This window comes from Pseudomonas sp. SP16.1, from assembly GCF_052682975.1.
The window spans coordinates 5,081,898-5,096,663 of the sequence record NZ_JBQYFZ010000001.1; the positions used below are offsets into that span (position 1 = coordinate 5,081,898).

At 65.7% G+C, this 14,766-nt stretch carries 13 protein-coding genes; 5 read left to right on the forward strand and 8 right to left on the reverse strand.

Annotated elements, in window-relative coordinates:
- Window positions 1-9 precede the first annotated feature (9 nt).
- From ACUTAF_RS23890 to ACUTAF_RS23905, 4 genes are all read left to right on the forward strand, one after another.
- Complete coding sequence (locus ACUTAF_RS23890) at window positions 10-1,428, forward strand: FAD-dependent oxidoreductase (protein ID WP_445582303.1); 1,419 nt, start codon at window positions 10-12, stop codon at window positions 1,426-1,428.
- 119 nt (window positions 1,429-1,547) lie between these two features.
- Window positions 1,548-2,615: a uroporphyrinogen decarboxylase gene (gene hemE, locus ACUTAF_RS23895; protein ID WP_445582304.1), complete on the forward strand. Its 1,068-nt coding sequence runs from the start codon at window positions 1,548-1,550 to the stop codon at window positions 2,613-2,615.
- 113 nt (window positions 2,616-2,728) lie between these two features.
- Window positions 2,729-3,502, forward strand: a complete 774-nt coding sequence (locus ACUTAF_RS23900) for a ParA family protein (protein ID WP_445582305.1) — start codon at window positions 2,729-2,731, stop codon at window positions 3,500-3,502.
- Window positions 3,503-4,208: 706 nt separating this feature from the next.
- Window positions 4,209-4,670 carry an Rrf2 family transcriptional regulator gene (locus ACUTAF_RS23905; protein WP_445582306.1) on the forward strand — a complete coding sequence of 154 codons (462 nt, stop codon included), beginning with the start codon at window positions 4,209-4,211 and terminating at the stop codon, window positions 4,668-4,670.
- A gap of 6 nt (window positions 4,671-4,676) precedes the next feature.
- Here ACUTAF_RS23905 and murI read toward each other — a convergent pair whose 3' ends face one another.
- The 3 genes from murI to ACUTAF_RS23920 are packed head-to-tail and all read right to left on the reverse strand — an operon-like array spanning window position 4,677 to window position 7,363.
- Window positions 4,677-5,477 (reverse strand): glutamate racemase, encoded by an 801-nt coding sequence (gene murI / locus ACUTAF_RS23910; protein WP_445582307.1) that lies wholly within the window; start codon window positions 5,475-5,477, stop codon window positions 4,677-4,679.
- Window positions 5,474-6,712 carry a benzoate/H(+) symporter BenE family transporter gene (locus ACUTAF_RS23915; protein WP_445582500.1) on the reverse strand — a complete coding sequence of 413 codons (1,239 nt, stop codon included), beginning with the start codon at window positions 6,710-6,712 and terminating at the stop codon, window positions 5,474-5,476. The genes murI and ACUTAF_RS23915 overlap by 4 nt, the downstream gene beginning before the upstream one ends.
- Before the next feature lie 45 nt (window positions 6,713-6,757).
- Window positions 6,758-7,363: a glutathione S-transferase family protein gene (locus ACUTAF_RS23920; protein WP_445582308.1), complete on the reverse strand. Its 606-nt coding sequence runs from the start codon at window positions 7,361-7,363 to the stop codon at window positions 6,758-6,760.
- Window positions 7,364-7,623: 260 nt separating this feature from the next.
- On the opposite strand from ACUTAF_RS23920, the gene ACUTAF_RS23925 reads away from it, so the two are divergent.
- Window positions 7,624-7,977, forward strand: coding sequence for a winged helix-turn-helix transcriptional regulator (locus tag ACUTAF_RS23925; RefSeq protein ID WP_445582309.1), 354 nt, complete (start codon window positions 7,624-7,626; stop codon window positions 7,975-7,977).
- Between the two features lie 3 nt (window positions 7,978-7,980).
- Here ACUTAF_RS23925 and ACUTAF_RS23930 read toward each other — a convergent pair whose 3' ends face one another.
- The 5 genes from ACUTAF_RS23930 to ACUTAF_RS23950 form a co-directional block, all read right to left on the reverse strand.
- Complete coding sequence (locus ACUTAF_RS23930; protein ID WP_445582310.1) at window positions 7,981-8,760, reverse strand: sulfite exporter TauE/SafE family protein; 780 nt, start codon at window positions 8,758-8,760, stop codon at window positions 7,981-7,983.
- A gap of 7 nt (window positions 8,761-8,767) precedes the next feature.
- A complete protein-coding gene (locus ACUTAF_RS23935; protein ID WP_445582311.1) occupies window positions 8,768-8,974 on the reverse strand; it encodes a tautomerase family protein in 207 nt (68 codons plus the stop codon).
- Between the two features lie 22 nt (window positions 8,975-8,996).
- Window positions 8,997-9,404: a rhodanese-like domain-containing protein gene (locus tag ACUTAF_RS23940; RefSeq protein ID WP_445582312.1), complete on the reverse strand. Its 408-nt coding sequence runs from the start codon at window positions 9,402-9,404 to the stop codon at window positions 8,997-8,999.
- A gap of 52 nt (window positions 9,405-9,456) precedes the next feature.
- The gene (locus ACUTAF_RS23945) at window positions 9,457-10,374 is read right to left on the reverse strand and encodes a phytanoyl-CoA dioxygenase family protein (RefSeq protein WP_445582313.1); all 918 of its coding nucleotides are present in this window, start codon (window positions 10,372-10,374) and stop codon (window positions 9,457-9,459) included.
- A gap of 83 nt (window positions 10,375-10,457) precedes the next feature.
- Window positions 10,458-14,753 (reverse strand): AMP-binding protein, encoded by a 4,296-nt coding sequence (locus ACUTAF_RS23950; RefSeq protein ID WP_445582314.1) that lies wholly within the window; start codon window positions 14,751-14,753, stop codon window positions 10,458-10,460.
- Window positions 14,754-14,766: the final 13 nt, after the last annotated feature.

Here is a 14,766-nt window from a genome sequence, read left to right on the forward strand (position 1 = left end):
GGTAATGCAATGACTGAACGTCTGAATAACGACTTCCAGTTCATCGAAGTCGGGCGCAAAGACCCGAAGAAGAAACTGCTGCGTCAGCGCAAGAAGGAATTCGTCGAGATCTACGACAACTTCAAGCCGGCGCAAGCTGCAGACCAGGCGCACCGCTGCCTGGGCTGCGGCAACCCCTACTGCGAATGGAAGTGCCCGGTGCACAACTTCATTCCGAACTGGCTCAAGCTGGTGTCCGAGGGCAACATCCTCGCCGCCGCCGAGCTCTCGCACCAGACCAACACCCTGCCGGAAGTCTGCGGCCGCGTGTGCCCGCAGGATCGCCTGTGCGAGGGTGCCTGCACCCTCAACGACGGCTTCGGTGCGGTGACCATCGGTTCGGTGGAGAAGTACATCACCGACACGGCGTTTGCCATGGGCTGGCGCCCGGACATGTCCAAGGTCAAGCCGACCGGCAAGCGTGTCGCGGTGATCGGCGCCGGCCCGGCTGGCCTGGGCTGCGCCGACGTGCTGGTGCGCAACGGCGTGACCCCGGTGGTGTTCGACAAGAACCCGGAGATCGGCGGTCTGCTGACCTTCGGCATCCCCGAGTTCAAGCTGGAGAAGACCGTGCTCAGCCGCCGCCGCGAAGTGTTCAGCGGCATGGGCATCGAGTTCCGCCTGAACACCGAGATCGGCAAGGACGTGACCATGCAGCAGCTGCTGGATGAGTACGATGCCGTGTTCATGGGCATGGGCACCTACACCTACATGAAGGGCGGCTTCCCCGGCGAAGACCTGCCGGGCGTGCACGATGCGCTGGACTTCCTGATCGCCAACGTCAACCGCAACCTGGGTTTCGAGAAGTCGCCGGAAGACTTCGTCGACATGAAGGGTAAGCGCGTGGTGGTGCTCGGCGGTGGCGACACCGCGATGGACTGCAACCGCACCTCCATCCGTCAGGGCGCCAAGGCGGTGACCTGTGCCTACCGCCGCGATGAAGAGAACATGCCGGGCTCGCGCAAGGAAGTGAAGAACGCCAAGGAAGAGGGCGTGAAGTTCCTGTTCAACCGCCAGCCTATTGCGATTGTGGGTGAGGATAAGGTGGAAGGCGTCAAGGTGGTCGAGACCCGTCTCGGCGAGCCGGATGCCCGCGGCCGCCGCAGCCCCGAGCCGATCCCGGGCTCCGAGGAGATCATCCCGGCCGAGGCCGTATTGATCGCCTTCGGTTTCCGTCCGAGCCCGGCGCCCTGGTTCGAGCAGTTCGAGATCCAGACCGACAGCCAGGGCCGCGTGGTGGCGCCGGAGCAGGCCCAGTTCAAGCACCAGACCAGCAACCCGAAGATCTTCGCCGGCGGCGACATGGTGCGCGGTTCCGACCTGGTGGTGACGGCGATCTTCGAGGGGCGCAATGCTGCCGAAGGTATCCTCGACTATCTGGGCGTCTGATCGATTTCGTCAGGGCCTGCCCGCGACAAATTGACCCGATGGACAAAAGGCACGGCGCTCGCCGTGCCTTTTGTTTTGCGCTCTGCGAAAATGCCCGCACTTTTTTCTAGGACTCTGCCATGACCGCCCTGAAGAACGATCGCTTCCTTCGCGCCCTGCTCAAGCAACCCGTGGACGTCACCCCGGTGTGGATGATGCGTCAGGCCGGTCGTTACCTGCCGGAATACCGCGCCACCCGCGCCAAGGCGGGCAACTTCGTCAACCTGATGAAGAACCCGGAGCTGGCCTGCGAAGTCACCATCCAGCCGCTGGACCGCTACCCGCAGCTGGACGCGGCGATCCTCTTCTCCGACATCCTCACCATCCCCGACGCCATGGGCCAGGGCCTGTACTTCGAGACCGGCGAGGGTCCGCGGTTCAAGAAGGTGATCGGCAGTCTGGCCGATATCGAGGCGCTGCCGGTACCGGATGCCGAACAGGACCTGGGCTACGTGATGGACGCGGTGCGCACCATCCGTCGCGAACTGAACGGCCGCGTGCCGTTGATCGGCTTCTCCGGCAGCCCCTGGACCCTGGCGACCTATATGGTCGAGGGCGGCTCCAGCAAGGATTTTCGCAAGTCCAAGGCCATGCTCTACGACAACCCGCAGGCCATGCACGCGCTGCTCGACAAGCTGGCCCAGGCGGTCACCGCCTACCTCAACGGGCAGATCAAGGCCGGCGCCCAGGCGGTGCAGATCTTCGATTCCTGGGGCGGTTCGCTGTCGGCGGCGGCCTACCAGGAATTCTCCCTGGCCTATATGCAGAAGATAGTCACGGGCCTGATCCGCGAGCACGACGGCCGCCGTGTACCGGTGATCCTGTTCACCAAGGGCGGCGGCCTGTGGCTGGAGTCCATGGCCGATAGCGGCGCCGAGGCACTGGGCCTGGACTGGACCTGCGATATCGGCAGCGCCCGTGCGCGCGTCGGGGCCAAGGTGGCGCTGCAGGGCAACATGGACCCGAGCGTGCTGTACGCCAACCCGGCGGCGATCCGCGCCGAGGTGGCGCGCATCCTCGCTGCCTACGGCAGCGGCAGCGGTCATGTATTCAACCTCGGCCACGGCATCACCCCGGAAGTCGACCCGGCCCACGCCGGCGCCTTCTTCGAAGCGGTGCACGAGTTGTCGGCGCAGTATCACCAGTAAGCAGAACAGAGGCCGCGCAAGCGGCCTCTTTGCTATCGGCCGGGCAAGCTCCTCGCGCTTGTCACGGGCTTTGCATAGAATCCAAGGCCATCTGAGGCTCAGGGAGGTGTGAGATGCGGCGTGTGGTGTTCAACCAGAAAGGCGGCGTGGGCAAGTCCAGCATCGCCTGCAATCTCGCCGCGGTCAGCGCGGCCCAGGGCTATCGCACCCTGCTGATCGATCTCGACAGCCAGGCCAACTCGACCCATTACCTCACCGGCCTGACCGGCGAGGACATTCCCATGGGCATCGCCGACTTCTTCAAGCAGACCCTGGCCAGCGGCCCCTTCGCCAAGAAGGGCAAGGTGGACATCTACGAGACGCCGTTCGACAACCTGCACCTGGTCACCGCCACCGCCGAGCTGGCCGAGCTGCAGCCGAAGCTGGAGCAGAAGCACAAGATCAACAAGTTGCGCAAACTGCTCGACGAGCTGGCCGAGGACTACGACCACATCTATCTGGATACTCCGCCGGCGCTGAATTTCTACACGGTTTCCGCGCTGATAGCCGCCGACCGCGTGCTGATCCCCTTCGATTGCGACAGCTTTTCGCGCAACGCACTCTATGGCCTGTTGGCCGAGATCGAGGAGCTCAAGGACGATCACAACGAGGCGCTGGAGGTGGAGGGCATAGTGGTCAACCAGTTCCAGCCGCGCGCAACCTTGCCCCAGCAGTTGCTCGACGAGCTGATCGCCGAGGGGCTGCCGGTGCTGCCGGTCAACCTGATGAGCTCGGTGAAGATGCGCGAATCGCACCAGGTGTGCACGCCGCTGATCCATCTGGATGCGCGGCACAAGCTGACCCAGCAGTTCGTCGAGCTGCACGATCTGTTGAACGAGGCGGGCTGAGGCGCTCAGTGGCGCCGGAGCGCTGGCGGGATACGTCCTGGCGTTCCGCCACCCGCGGCTGACTGCCGCCGCACGTTGCCGGCGCCTCGCTCGCACCGGCCGTTGACCTTCTTCGATCGGCCGGCAGGGCCCGCAGCCGCTCGATGCTCCCGCGCACGTCGAGCGGCTTGACCACGCGGACCCACCTCCTGCGCCTGCGGCAAGCCGCCGATCTTGCCGGTGACAACCTGGCGCCGTGGGCCACCTTGGTGGGCCGGCGCGCTTGACGGTGAACTGCAATGCTGCTTCGCACCGGGCGTCGAGGTGGTCGACCAACTGCGCCACGCTCAGGGCGCGAACAACACCCTGCTGCTCGAGCGCGCCATGGGAAATGCCCGGGGCATGAAGATGGCCGAGGGGCACCCGCCGTCATGCAAGGTCGTCACTTCCCGATGGCAAGAGGCCGCGGCACGCGCTCCAGCGCCCTGGCGTCTTTGCTGGGCCAATGGCAAGGGACGCACCCAGGGGCATTGGACCAAAGACTTAGGTTATTGATTTGCTGGTCAGCTTTAACCTGGCGTAGAACGTCTCTAGTTCTATGGGCGCTAAGTGATCTGGTGTCGCAATCGAGACGCTTGGTGACGAGGTCGAGCGGTAGCCTGGGTTGGTTATCTTCTGGCCGAGTGTCACGCTTTCGCTCTAAACAACCCACTCAGGAAACTTGTAGATGCCAGCCAGTACTCGGTTCGCAGTTGCAGTACATATCCTCACTGGATTGGCCATTCATGAAAATGAACCCCTTCCATCGGAAATCATCGCCAAGAGCGCCAGCACCAATGCCTCGGTGATCCGCCGCATCCTGTCGATGCTCAACGAGGCCGGTTTCACCACGTCTCAGCTGGGGCAGGGCGGCGGTGCGCTGCTGGCCAGACCGGCCGACAGCATCAGCTTGCTGGATATTTACCAGGCGGTCGAACGCGTGCCGCTATTCACCTTGCACCGGGCTTCCCCCGACGAAGGCTGTGCGGTGGGCCGGTACATCCAGCCGGTACTGCAGGAAAAGATCGACGCCGCTGTTGCCGCCTTGGAAGCAGAGCTGAGCCGCGTGACGGTGGCCGATATCGCGGCGCGGATCGAGCAGAGTGCACGTGCCTGTCCGGAACTCGACCTGTACCACGGGCGAACCTGAGCCGGTCTAGGGTAGCGGCGGGAGCAGCTGCGCCGCGACGTGCAGGCCGCTCAGCCGGCCGGCCAGGTGCCGGGACTTCGCCGCCGAGGCGCTGCTCCACAGCGTTATCCTGCCCCGTTGCCGGCCTGGGTTGAGCGTGCCGCTGGCGGCCAGCCGCCGTCTCACCTCGGCGGCCACCGCCGGCGATGGGTCGATGATGCGCACCTGCGATCCTGCGACTTCGGCAATGGCGTCGATCAGGAAGGGGTAGTGGGTGCAGCCCAGTACCAGGGTGTCGGCCCCCTGTTCCAGGGCCGGGGTCAGCAGGTCGCGCAGCTGTGCCAGCAGGCCGGGTGAGTGCAGCTCACCCCGCTCGACGTGGTCGGCCAGGCCCGGGCAGGGCACGAAGAGTATCCGCCTGCCATCGCCATGACGTTCGCGCAGCCGCTGCAGGCTGTCGCTGCCCAGGGTCCTGGTGGTCGCCAGGACGGCGACGACGCCGCTACGGCTCAGGGCAACGGCCGGCTTGATCGCCGGTTCGATGGCGATGATGGGAATGTCGAAACGGCGCCGCAGTCGTTCCACCGCGACCGCGGTGATGGTGTTGCAGGCGATAACCACGGCCTTGCAGCCCTGGCGCTCGAGGAAGCGGATGATCTGCGCCGAGCGTTCGGTTATCCAGCTGGCGCATCGGTCGCCATAAGGCGCGTTGCCCGAGTCGGCCACGTAGCACAGGCTTTCCTGCGGCAGTTCCGCGTGCAGGGCCGGCAGCAGCGACAGGCCACCAAGCCCCGAGTCGAGTACGCCGATGGGCGCCGTGGCGATCAATCGCGCGATTCCTGGGGCTTGCCGCGTAGGCGCGGCAGCCACTGGGGCAGGCCTGGCCGGGTCTGCAGCAGGATGGCCAGGCCGCCGGCCAGCATGCCCCAGAACGCCGAGCCGACGCCCAGCAGGGTCACCCCCGAGGCGGTGACTAGAAAAGTGATCAGCGCGGCTTCGCGGTGTTTCTCCTCCTGCAGGGCGCTGGCCAGGCCGTTGCCGATGGTGCCGAGCAGCGCCAGGCCGGCGATGGCCAGGATCAGCTCGCGGGGGAAGGCCAGGAACAGGGCGCCGATGGCGCTGCCGAACAGTCCTACCAGCAGGTAGAAGAAGCCGGCGGCAACCGCCGCCGTATAGCGCCGGCCCGGGTCCTCGTGAGCCTCGCGGCCGGTACAGATGGCGGCGGTGATGGTCGCCAGGTTCAGTGCATAGGCGCCGAAGGGGGCCAGCAGCGTGGTGGCGAGGCCGGTCCAGCCGATCAGCGGGGAGCTGGACGTCTGATAGCCGGAGGCGCGCAGCACGGTGAGTCCGGGCAGGTTCTGCGAGGCCATGGTCACGGCGAACAGCGGCAGGGCGATGCCGATCATGGCCTGCAGGGAAAATTCCGGAGTGACCCATTCGGGACGGGTCAGGCTCGGCTCGACGCCGGCGAAGTCCAGCTGGCCGCGACTGGCGGCGATGGCGATGCCGACCAGCAGCGGCGCCATCACCGCATAGCGGGGCAGCAGGCGGCGAGCCAGCAGGTAGGCGATGAACATGGTGAACACCAGGCTGAACTGGCTCTGCATGGCGGCGAAGGCATCCAGGCCGAAGCGCAGCAGGATGCCGGCGAGCATACCCGAGGCGATGGCCTGCGGGATGCGCTGGACGATCCGTTCGAACCAGCCGCTGAACCCGCACAGGGCGATCAGCAGGCCGCAGACGATGAAGGCGCCGGTGGCTTGCTCCAGGGAAATGCCGGAGGCGCCGCTGGCCAGGATCGCCGCGCCGGAGGTCGACCAGGCGATGGCGATGGGTGCCTTGTAGCGCAGGGACAGGGCGATGCCGGTGACACCCATGCCGATGCACAGGGCGAGCATCCATGAGCCGATCTGGGCGGGCGTCGCCCCCAGGGCCTGGGCGGCCTGGAACACCAGCACCGCGGAGCTGGTGAAACCCACCAGCACGGTGACGAAACCGGCATTGATGGCGGAGAGGGAAATATCGTTGAGCAAGCGCATGGCCGCATCCTGTAGCTGTCGCAGTGAACCGGAGCGGCGGCCGCGCGGGCCGCCGCCGGCGTCATGGAGTTACTTCGAGGCTTCCTGCTCGTCGTTCACCGCCTTGACGAAGGCCGGGTGCGCACGAACCGCGGCGATCACCTCGCGCGTGCGCTCGCCGATGAGGATGTCCACCGGGAAGTACTCGCCCCAGCTGGCGTAGACCGCCAGCATCATGTCTACCACCGTCAGGCGCGGGCCGCAGACGAAGGTGCTGTGCTGCAGCTGTTGCTCCACCGACTCCCAGAGCGTGCTGATGATGTTGCTGGCAGCGTTCAGCGCCTGCTCCTTGGCCGGGCCGTCGGCCAGGTTGCGGCCGATGAAGAACAGTCGGCCATAGGCCGGATGCATGGTGGCGTTGGCGAACATCAGCCACTCGATGAAGCGGGCCTTCTCCAGCCCGCCTTCGGGAAGCATCTGATTCTTATGCTTCTCCAGCAGATAGAGGACGATGGCTGCGCCCTCGCGAATGACCTGCCCGTTGTCGACCAGCACCGGTACCATGCCGCGCGACTCGAGTCGCTCGAAGTCCTGCGCCTTGCTGCGGTCGATGATCTGCACATCCTGCTGGAGTTCGTTGAGCAGGGCATGAATGGCCAGAGAGCAGGCGCCTGGCATGTAGTAGAACTTGTACATGAATGTCTCCCATCATGGTTGCGAGCGAAGTGCTCATCCTGTTGCTCGAGCCGGTGTGGCTCTGCATCGCTGCCGGGACGGCCGCCGCGGGTTGTCGCTTGGCCCTGTGGTGGCGTCCGACCTGGTATGGCATGAGGTCTTCCCGGCCTCCTGCCATGCGCAGTAGTCTATGTATCGTTAGTTTCTTATGTATACCTGATGATGATTGGTTTGCTGATTTATGGGTTACCATCTGGTAACCGATTTCGAGGAGCTTGGCCATGCTGCCCAGACGCCGCAACACCGTTTCCCGTCCACCGGCGAACTGCCCGTTGAGCGAGTGCCTGAACATCATCGGCGGTGCCTGGACGCCGAACATCATCTGGTACCTGAGCCAGCACCCGCGCCGTTTCAGCGAGCTCAAGGCGGACATCCCGGGGATCTCGGCCAAGGTGCTGAGCGCCCGGCTGAAGAAGCTGGAGGCCGACGGAGTGGTGAACCGCCAGGTATTGGCGACCTCGCCACCGAGCGTCGAGTACAGCCTCTCCTCCCTCGGCCAGGAGCTGAAGCCGGCGATCGAGGCCATCGTTGCGGTCGGCCATCGCCTCAAGGAGATGGGCGCGCAGCCTGCTTGAGTCTCAGGGCAGGGCATGGATGAGTTTCCCCAGCGCCATCGCGCACAGCAGCGCCAGCATGCCTAGCAGCACCGGCCGGATCAGGCGCGCGCCGTTGCGGATCGCCGCCCTGCTACCCAGCCAGCCGCCGAGCATGTTGGCCAGGATCATCGGCAGGGCCAACTGCCAGACCACCGCGCCGGCCCAGACGAAGGCGGCGACGCCACCAAGGTTGGTCAGCAGGTTCAGGGGTTTGGTGGTCGCCGTGGCGACCAGCAGCCCCAGGCGCAACCGGGCATGCTTGACCAGGGTCAGGAACAGCCCGGTGCCCGGCCCCGAGAAACCGTCATAGAGTCCGACTGGCGCCAGGCTGGCGATGATCCGCAGGCGCGAGGCGATCGGTTCACTCTGCCGTTCCACTCCGGGTCTGACCAGCAAGGCCACCAGCAGGGCGGCGACCAGACAGCCGAGTAGCGCCAGCTCGAGCAGCCAGCCTGGCATATGCATGGCCAGCTGGCTGCCGAGGAAGGCGGCCAGCATGCAAGGCAGGGCGGCGACCCGCACCACTCGCCAGGCCACCTGGCCGTCCAGCATGTAGCGCAGGGTGGCGCTGGCGGTGCCGGTCAGGGCGACCGCCTTGTTGGTGGCCAGCACGCTGAGCGGCGGCAGGCCGCTGAGCAGCAGCAACGGCATCTGGATCAGGCCGCCGCCTCCGGCGATGGCATCCATGTAGCCGGCGGCCAGCGCCGTCAGCACCAGGCCGACCAGCCAGTACCAGGCAATATCGGGCAGTAGCGAGTCCATCGCGCCGTCAGTGTCCCAGGCGCTTGCGGCGTTCGCTGACCTGCTCGCCGCCGGTCCCCCAGTTGTCGGTATTGACCTCGTCGATCAGGACGAAGGTGCTGGCCGGGTCCTTGTTCAGCACTTCCTGCAGCAAGCGGGTCACGCCGGCGATCAGTTCGGCTTTCTGGGCGCGGGTCACGCCGAGGTCGGTGACCTTGATATTCACGTAGGGCATGTTCGTTTCCTCAGGGATGGGGTCAGTCGCAGGCGCAGCTCGCTGCGGCTGTGTTGGTCGCCTGCTGCGCATGCGCGCTGGCGAGCGGGAAACCGCTGCGTTTCCACCAGTCGAGGCCGCCGATCAGCTCCTTCACACGGAAGCCGAGACGCGCCATTTTCAGCGCGCCGGCGGTGGAGGCGTTGCAGCCGATGCCGTCGCAATAGACGACATAGAGCGCATCGCGCCGCAGGTCGCCGGTGTGTTCGGCGGTCATGCGCTTGTGCGGGAAACTGACCGCGCCGGGGATGTGCGCCTGGTCATAGGCCTGTGCGGAGCGGGCGTCGAGCACGACGATGTCGTCCTTGGCCTTCTGCGCTTCGGCGAGGTCCCAGGAGTCGATCTCGAACTCCAGTTTGTGGGCGTAATGGTCGATCTGCTGTTGTTGCATGAGGCTCTCCTTTGCGTGGCTGGCCAGCGGAGCCGAGGCTCCGCTGGTGGGATCAGGCGCTGATGAAGCGGCGCTCGCGATCGGCGTCGAAATAGGGACTGTCGACGATGAGGCTGTCGTCCTCCTTGCAGATCTCAAGGTGAAAGCGGGTCGGCCCGGCGTAGCCGTAATGGTCGCGGGGAATCTCGATGCTGCGCGCGCGCTCCAGGTCGTAGCGCGAGTCGTCGGCGATGAAGCGCAGGGAGAAGGCGTCGCGGCTTTCCAGCTCGCCTTCGCCCAGCGGCACGCTGCGGTGGATGACGTACTTGTCGAAGAGCAGGACGTCGCCCAGTTCGAAGTCGTCTTCCACCGAGAAGTATTCGAGCAGGCGACCGATGCCCGACGAGTTGAGCGGTTCGTCACGCAGCGCGACATAGTCCTCGAAGGCGATACCGCCGGACTGGATGCGCTCACCCAGGCAGCGGAAGACCGCGGGGTCGATGTAGTCGTACATGAACTCGCCCGAGATCACGTCGCGCGGCACGTAGCGCATCCCGCCACCCTGCTTGCGGGTGTCGATGCGGTGCAGCGGCGCCCAGAGGGTAGTGCCGTAGTCCTCGGAGCGGTTGAAGCCGAAGCTCTGCGACTCGATGTGCCAGGTGAAGCCCTTGCTCAGATTCTTCTTCAGACCGAAACCGACGCCCTGGGTGAAGAACAGGCGACGTTGGGTCAGGTCGGTCATGATGCGCTTGAAGCGAGGATCGCCGATCAGCTCGAAAATCACTTCGTCGTCGTTGCACAGGTCATAGCGCAACTTGTCGAAGCCCTTCTGGTAGTGGTCGGTCGGCGTTTCCAGCTCATCGTTCACCCGTTTGCGCAGGTAATCGATCATGTCGCTGGAGAAGAACTGCTTCAGCAGAACGAAGCCGGTGCGCTGATAGTCGGCGACATGGGCCTCGGTGAGGCGAAAGTTGTTGTTGAGCGTTTCCACAAACCTATCTCCTTGGGTTGTTTTCGGGGCACGTTGATCCACCGCAGCCCTGCATGCCTCCGGCAGCAGGTTGCGCTGGGGATTCAGGCCTGCATCTGCAACAGTCTTGGTGGTTCGGCTCTGCGACTGTCGGTACGCGGCGTGAAAATCTTCTCTTCGCTCAGGGCTGCGACGAAGGCGTCCAGCCACTCGTCAGAGAGGGCGGTGAAGCCCATGCCGAGTCGCTCGAGCGTGCACAGCGTGCGCTGGTTGCAGTAGCTGACGTTGCGGCTCTTGCGGTTGGCCCAGAAGCGGCCGAGCTGTAGATCGGGGTCGTCGGAGCAGTCGAGGCTGCCGAACAGCTCGGCGAAGTCGGCGCATGCGCTGCGTTGAAATCTCAAGCCGGAGCGCTCCATGGCGGCGAACAACCTGTCCATGCCGATCTCGTGCTGGCTATCGACGTGATAGGTGCCGGGGCCGCAGGCCGCATCCAGGGAAATCGCGACGATGCCGCCGGCAACCTGATCGACGGGCGACAGAATCACCGGTTCACCCAGGTGTTGCGGCAGGTGACCGGCCCGCGCACAGGAGGCGAGGAACTGCACCAGCCGGTTGTCGCGGGCATTGACCTGGAAGCGGGCGTTGCGCGAGTCCGCCGAGACGTTGCCGGAACGGTAGATGAAGGCGTCGTGGCCCTGCAGGCGGAAGCCGTTGACCAGTTGTTCGGCCTTGTACTTGCTCTGCTCGTAGGGGTTCTGGAATTCCTGGCCGATATCCAGCGAGTCCTCGGAGAACCTCAGTCGCTGCTGCCCCGGGTTGACCCCGCTGACTGCCAGGGTGGACATGTAGTGCAGATCCTTGGCGCGGCGCAGACTGGCCAGTGCCATGCAGGTCTTCACCGACTGCAGGTTCTGGCGGGAAAAGTCTTCTTCGGCGCCGAACAGGCGCGTATCGGCGGCGAAGTGGTAGATTGCGTCGAGTTCTTCGGCCAGTCGTCGATAGGCCTGCTGCTCCAGGCCCAGGTGGGGTGCGCCGACGTCGCCTTCGTGCAGGCTCAGGCGCTCACGGAATCCCGCCAGGTCGAGGCCGGGGAAGTACCAGGAGAACAGTCGCTGAAGTCGGGCGAAGGCGCTTTCGTTGCCCTTGCGCCGCACCAGGCAATGCACCTGCGCGGTGGAGCGGAACAGCAGTTCCTTGAGCGCATAGATGCCGATGTAGCCGGTGGCGCCGGTGAGCAGGATGTGGTGATAGTCGCGATGGCGCTGTTGGCGCGTCTGCGCCAGCAGTGGGCGCGGAGCGTAGTTGATCAGCCCGGTACGCGTGCCCGTCTCCAGCAGGAGCTGGGCGGCGTTCGTGGCCAACCCGGCCTGGGCGCTCAACTGGGCGCCGAGTTCGAGCATCAGTGCATGCATGTCGGCTGCCTGCACGCTTTGCGGGAACGACAGGTCGATCAGCAACTGGCCATCGAGAATCCGGGCACTGAGCTTCAGCTCGTGGCAGCGGTTGTTCTGCGGGTGGCGCGCCAGGCCGAAGGCGTATCTGGCTGGCGTGAGCGCGAAACGCGGGTCATGGCTGAAGTTGACGTCGCCCAGATAGTTGAAGCAGACAGGGGCGCTGGGACGGTAGCGTTCCTGCCCGGCGATGCGGTGCAGGCCATGGCCCATGCCCAGGTGCTCGACGGCGGCGAAGGTCGTGGCGACCTGCTGCAGGGCGCCGTCGAGGTCGAGTCCGGCCAGGTCGAGGCGCAGGGGGAACGTGGAGGTATGCCAGCCGACCACGCCGCTTGCGTCCGTGCGCTCGTCCAGGCTGGTCCGACCGTGGCTCTCGACATCCACCAGCAGGGCCTGGCCACCTCGCTGCCGCGCCAGGCTGCGGGCGAACAGCGCCAGCAGCAGCTGATGCAGCGGCGTGCCGCTGCGCAGCAGTCGACGGCTGTCCGCGGCGGAGAAGCCCAGCCACAGGCTGGAGGCGTTGCCTTCGGTATTGTCGGCGGAGAAGTAGCCGGGGCGGCTGCCGTCGGCATACTCACGAACCTGCTCCAGCCAGGGACCTTGCATCTGCTGTTTGGACTGCTCGAGGTGCTCGACCCAATCCCAGAAGTTGTGACGGAGATCCGAGGGTGCGGCTTCGGCGCCGAAGTGCAGGTCGGCGTAGTGCCGGCTGAGCTCGGCGCTGATGATGCGCCAGGAGATCAGATCGACCGCCAGATGATGGGCGACGAGCAGCAGCAGGTCGTCGCCCGCGCTGACCTTGAACAGGTGGACGCGGAAGATGCGGCCGTCGTTCAGCGAAAGGGAGCCCTGCACCCGCTCGCCGACCCGTTCCACGTGGGCCTGCAGCTCCGCCTCGCTGTCGCCGGTCATGAACGAGACGCTGAGGATGTCGTTGCCGTCCTGCGGAACATGGCTGGTAAAGGCGCCCTGGCCATCCTCGCCGTAGGACATCGCCAGCGAAGGGTGCCTGGCCATCAGGCGGCTCAGGGCGGCGTTGAGCAGGGCGACGTCGATCTTGTTGGCGCTGCGCAGCAGCAGGGCCTGGTTATAGTGATCGGGAATCGCCAGGCGCTGTTCCAACAGCTCGCGCTGAGCGGGCGAGAACAGCCGCAGGTTCTCCAGTTGCCTGGCGCGCGCCGAGGGTTCATGTCGTTGCGCGGCCAGGCCGTTCAGCAGCCCCTGGATACTCGGTTGTTTGAGAAAGGCGTGGGCGGTGACCGGGTGACCGCGCTCCTGCAGTTCCGCGATCATCTGGATCGCATCCAGCGAGTCCCCGCCCAGCTCGAAGAAGCCGGCGTCGTCGCTGGCCTCGGCAAGGCGCAAATGCTTGCAGAAAATCCGCCTGATCTCCTCGTGCGGCCCGTCCGCAGCCGGGCGTGGCGCCGATGCGGCCGATTGCTCGTGGGTGGGCGTGTCTAGTTCGGCGAGCAGCGTCTGGCGCAGCTCGGCGAGCTGGGTCTTGCCATTGGCATTGCGCGGGAATTCGGCCAGGCGCAGGATCCGCGCCGGCACCATGTAGCTTGGAATCACCTTCTGCAGGCGCTCTTTCAGCCAGTTGTCGGGATCATCCAGGCGCGGCGAGCGGATCGCCGCCACCAGTCGTTCGCGACCACGCACCGTCAGGATCAGCGCGGCGGCATCCTCGACTTCGGCGACGCCGCGCATGACGTTCTCGATGTGCTCCAGTTCGACCCTGTGGCCATTGATCTTGACCTGCCGATCCACCCGGCCGAGAAAGTGCGCCAGGCCGCTGTCGTCGAGGTTGACCAGATCGCCGGTGCGATAGAAGCGCAGCTCGCCATGCGGTGACTGCAGCTCGACGAAGCGCTCCGCCGAGGCCTGCGGATTGTCGCGGTAACCGAGGGCTACCGAAGGGCCGCCGATGTACAGTTCACCGCGCCCGCTGCTCATGAAGGTACCCGTTTCGCTGCGTACGCACAGCCGGGTATCGCCAAAGGGCCGGCCGATCGGAACGGCCTCGCCTGGCAGCGCGTCGAGGGCGGCGAGATCGGTCACCGGGTAGGCGGTGACGCCAACCGTGGTCTCAGTCGGCCCGTAGTGGTTGAACAACCGGCCGATCCGGGTCGATTCGAGCACCTGCCGAGCCAGGGTCTTGGGCAGGGCCTCGCCGCCGAACACCAGGTACTGCAGCTGCGGCAAGGCCATAGGGTCGCCGAAGACCGCCCGCCAGTGCGACGGGGTGATCTTGAGAAAGTCGATTCGCCGCTCTTCCAGGTAGCTGCGCAGGGCACCGGGGTCCTTGCGCAGCTCGGTCCCGAGCAGGTGCAGGCAGCCGCCGCTGGCGAGCGAGAGCAGCAGGGAGGTATTGCCCAGGTCGGCGGCCAGCGTGCTGACATGGGCGTAGTGCAGGCCGTCGCCGATACCCAGGCAACGACTCACGCCCTGGATGTAGTGCGCGATGTTGGCGTGGCTGACCGACACGCCCTTCGGCTGGCCGGTCGAGCCGGACGTGAAGAGCACGTAGGCGGTGTCGTCGGCGGCGGGCAGTCCCGGCTCCAGCCTGGGGCCCTGCAGGGCCGCGTGCATGTCCAGCGCCTGCAGGCCGAGTTGGCGCAGGGGCGCAACATGCCGGGCAGCGCAGAGCACCAGGTCGGGGCCCATGTTGGCCAGGCGCTGGTGGTTCTCCTCGACGATGCCGTCCTCCTCGACGAAGGTGTAGGCCGCCCCCGCCTTGAGCACACCGAGCAAGGCGGTGATGGCGTGAACGTCACGATCGGTGTAAATCGCCACCAGCGCCTGGCCGGGCAGGCCCTGGTGCGCCAGGCAACCGGCCAGGCAGGAGGAAAGCCGTTCCAGTTCGGCGTAGGCGAGCGATGCGCCGCCGGCCACCACGGCGGGGTGGTCCGGTATGGAGAGCGCAAGCGTGCGGAGTCGGTCTAGCAACATGTCATCAGGCTCC

Bases quoted from the DNA above. Each gene is read 5' to 3' on its own strand.
- ACUTAF_RS23890 (WP_445582303.1), top strand. From the start codon at position 10: ATGACTGAACGTCTGAATAACGACTTCCAGTTCATCGAAGTCGGGCGC.
- hemE (WP_445582304.1), top strand. From the start codon at position 1,548: ATGACCGCCCTGAAGAACGATCGCTTCCTTCGCGCCCTGCTCAAGCAA.
- ACUTAF_RS23900 (WP_445582305.1), top strand. From the start codon at position 2,729: ATGCGGCGTGTGGTGTTCAACCAGAAAGGCGGCGTGGGCAAGTCCAGC.
- ACUTAF_RS23905 (WP_445582306.1), top strand. From the start codon at position 4,209: ATGCCAGCCAGTACTCGGTTCGCAGTTGCAGTACATATCCTCACTGGA.
- ACUTAF_RS23920 (WP_445582308.1), bottom strand. From the start codon at position 7,363: ATGTACAAGTTCTACTACATGCCAGGCGCCTGCTCTCTGGCCATTCAT.
- ACUTAF_RS23925 (WP_445582309.1), top strand. From the start codon at position 7,624: ATGCTGCCCAGACGCCGCAACACCGTTTCCCGTCCACCGGCGAACTGC.
- ACUTAF_RS23930 (WP_445582310.1), bottom strand. From the start codon at position 8,760: ATGGACTCGCTACTGCCCGATATTGCCTGGTACTGGCTGGTCGGCCTG.
- ACUTAF_RS23935 (WP_445582311.1), bottom strand. From the start codon at position 8,974: ATGCCCTACGTGAATATCAAGGTCACCGACCTCGGCGTGACCCGCGCC.
- ACUTAF_RS23940 (WP_445582312.1), bottom strand. From the start codon at position 9,404: ATGCAACAACAGCAGATCGACCATTACGCCCACAAACTGGAGTTCGAG.
- ACUTAF_RS23950 (WP_445582314.1), bottom strand. From the start codon at position 14,753: ATGTTGCTAGACCGACTCCGCACGCTTGCGCTCTCCATACCGGACCAC.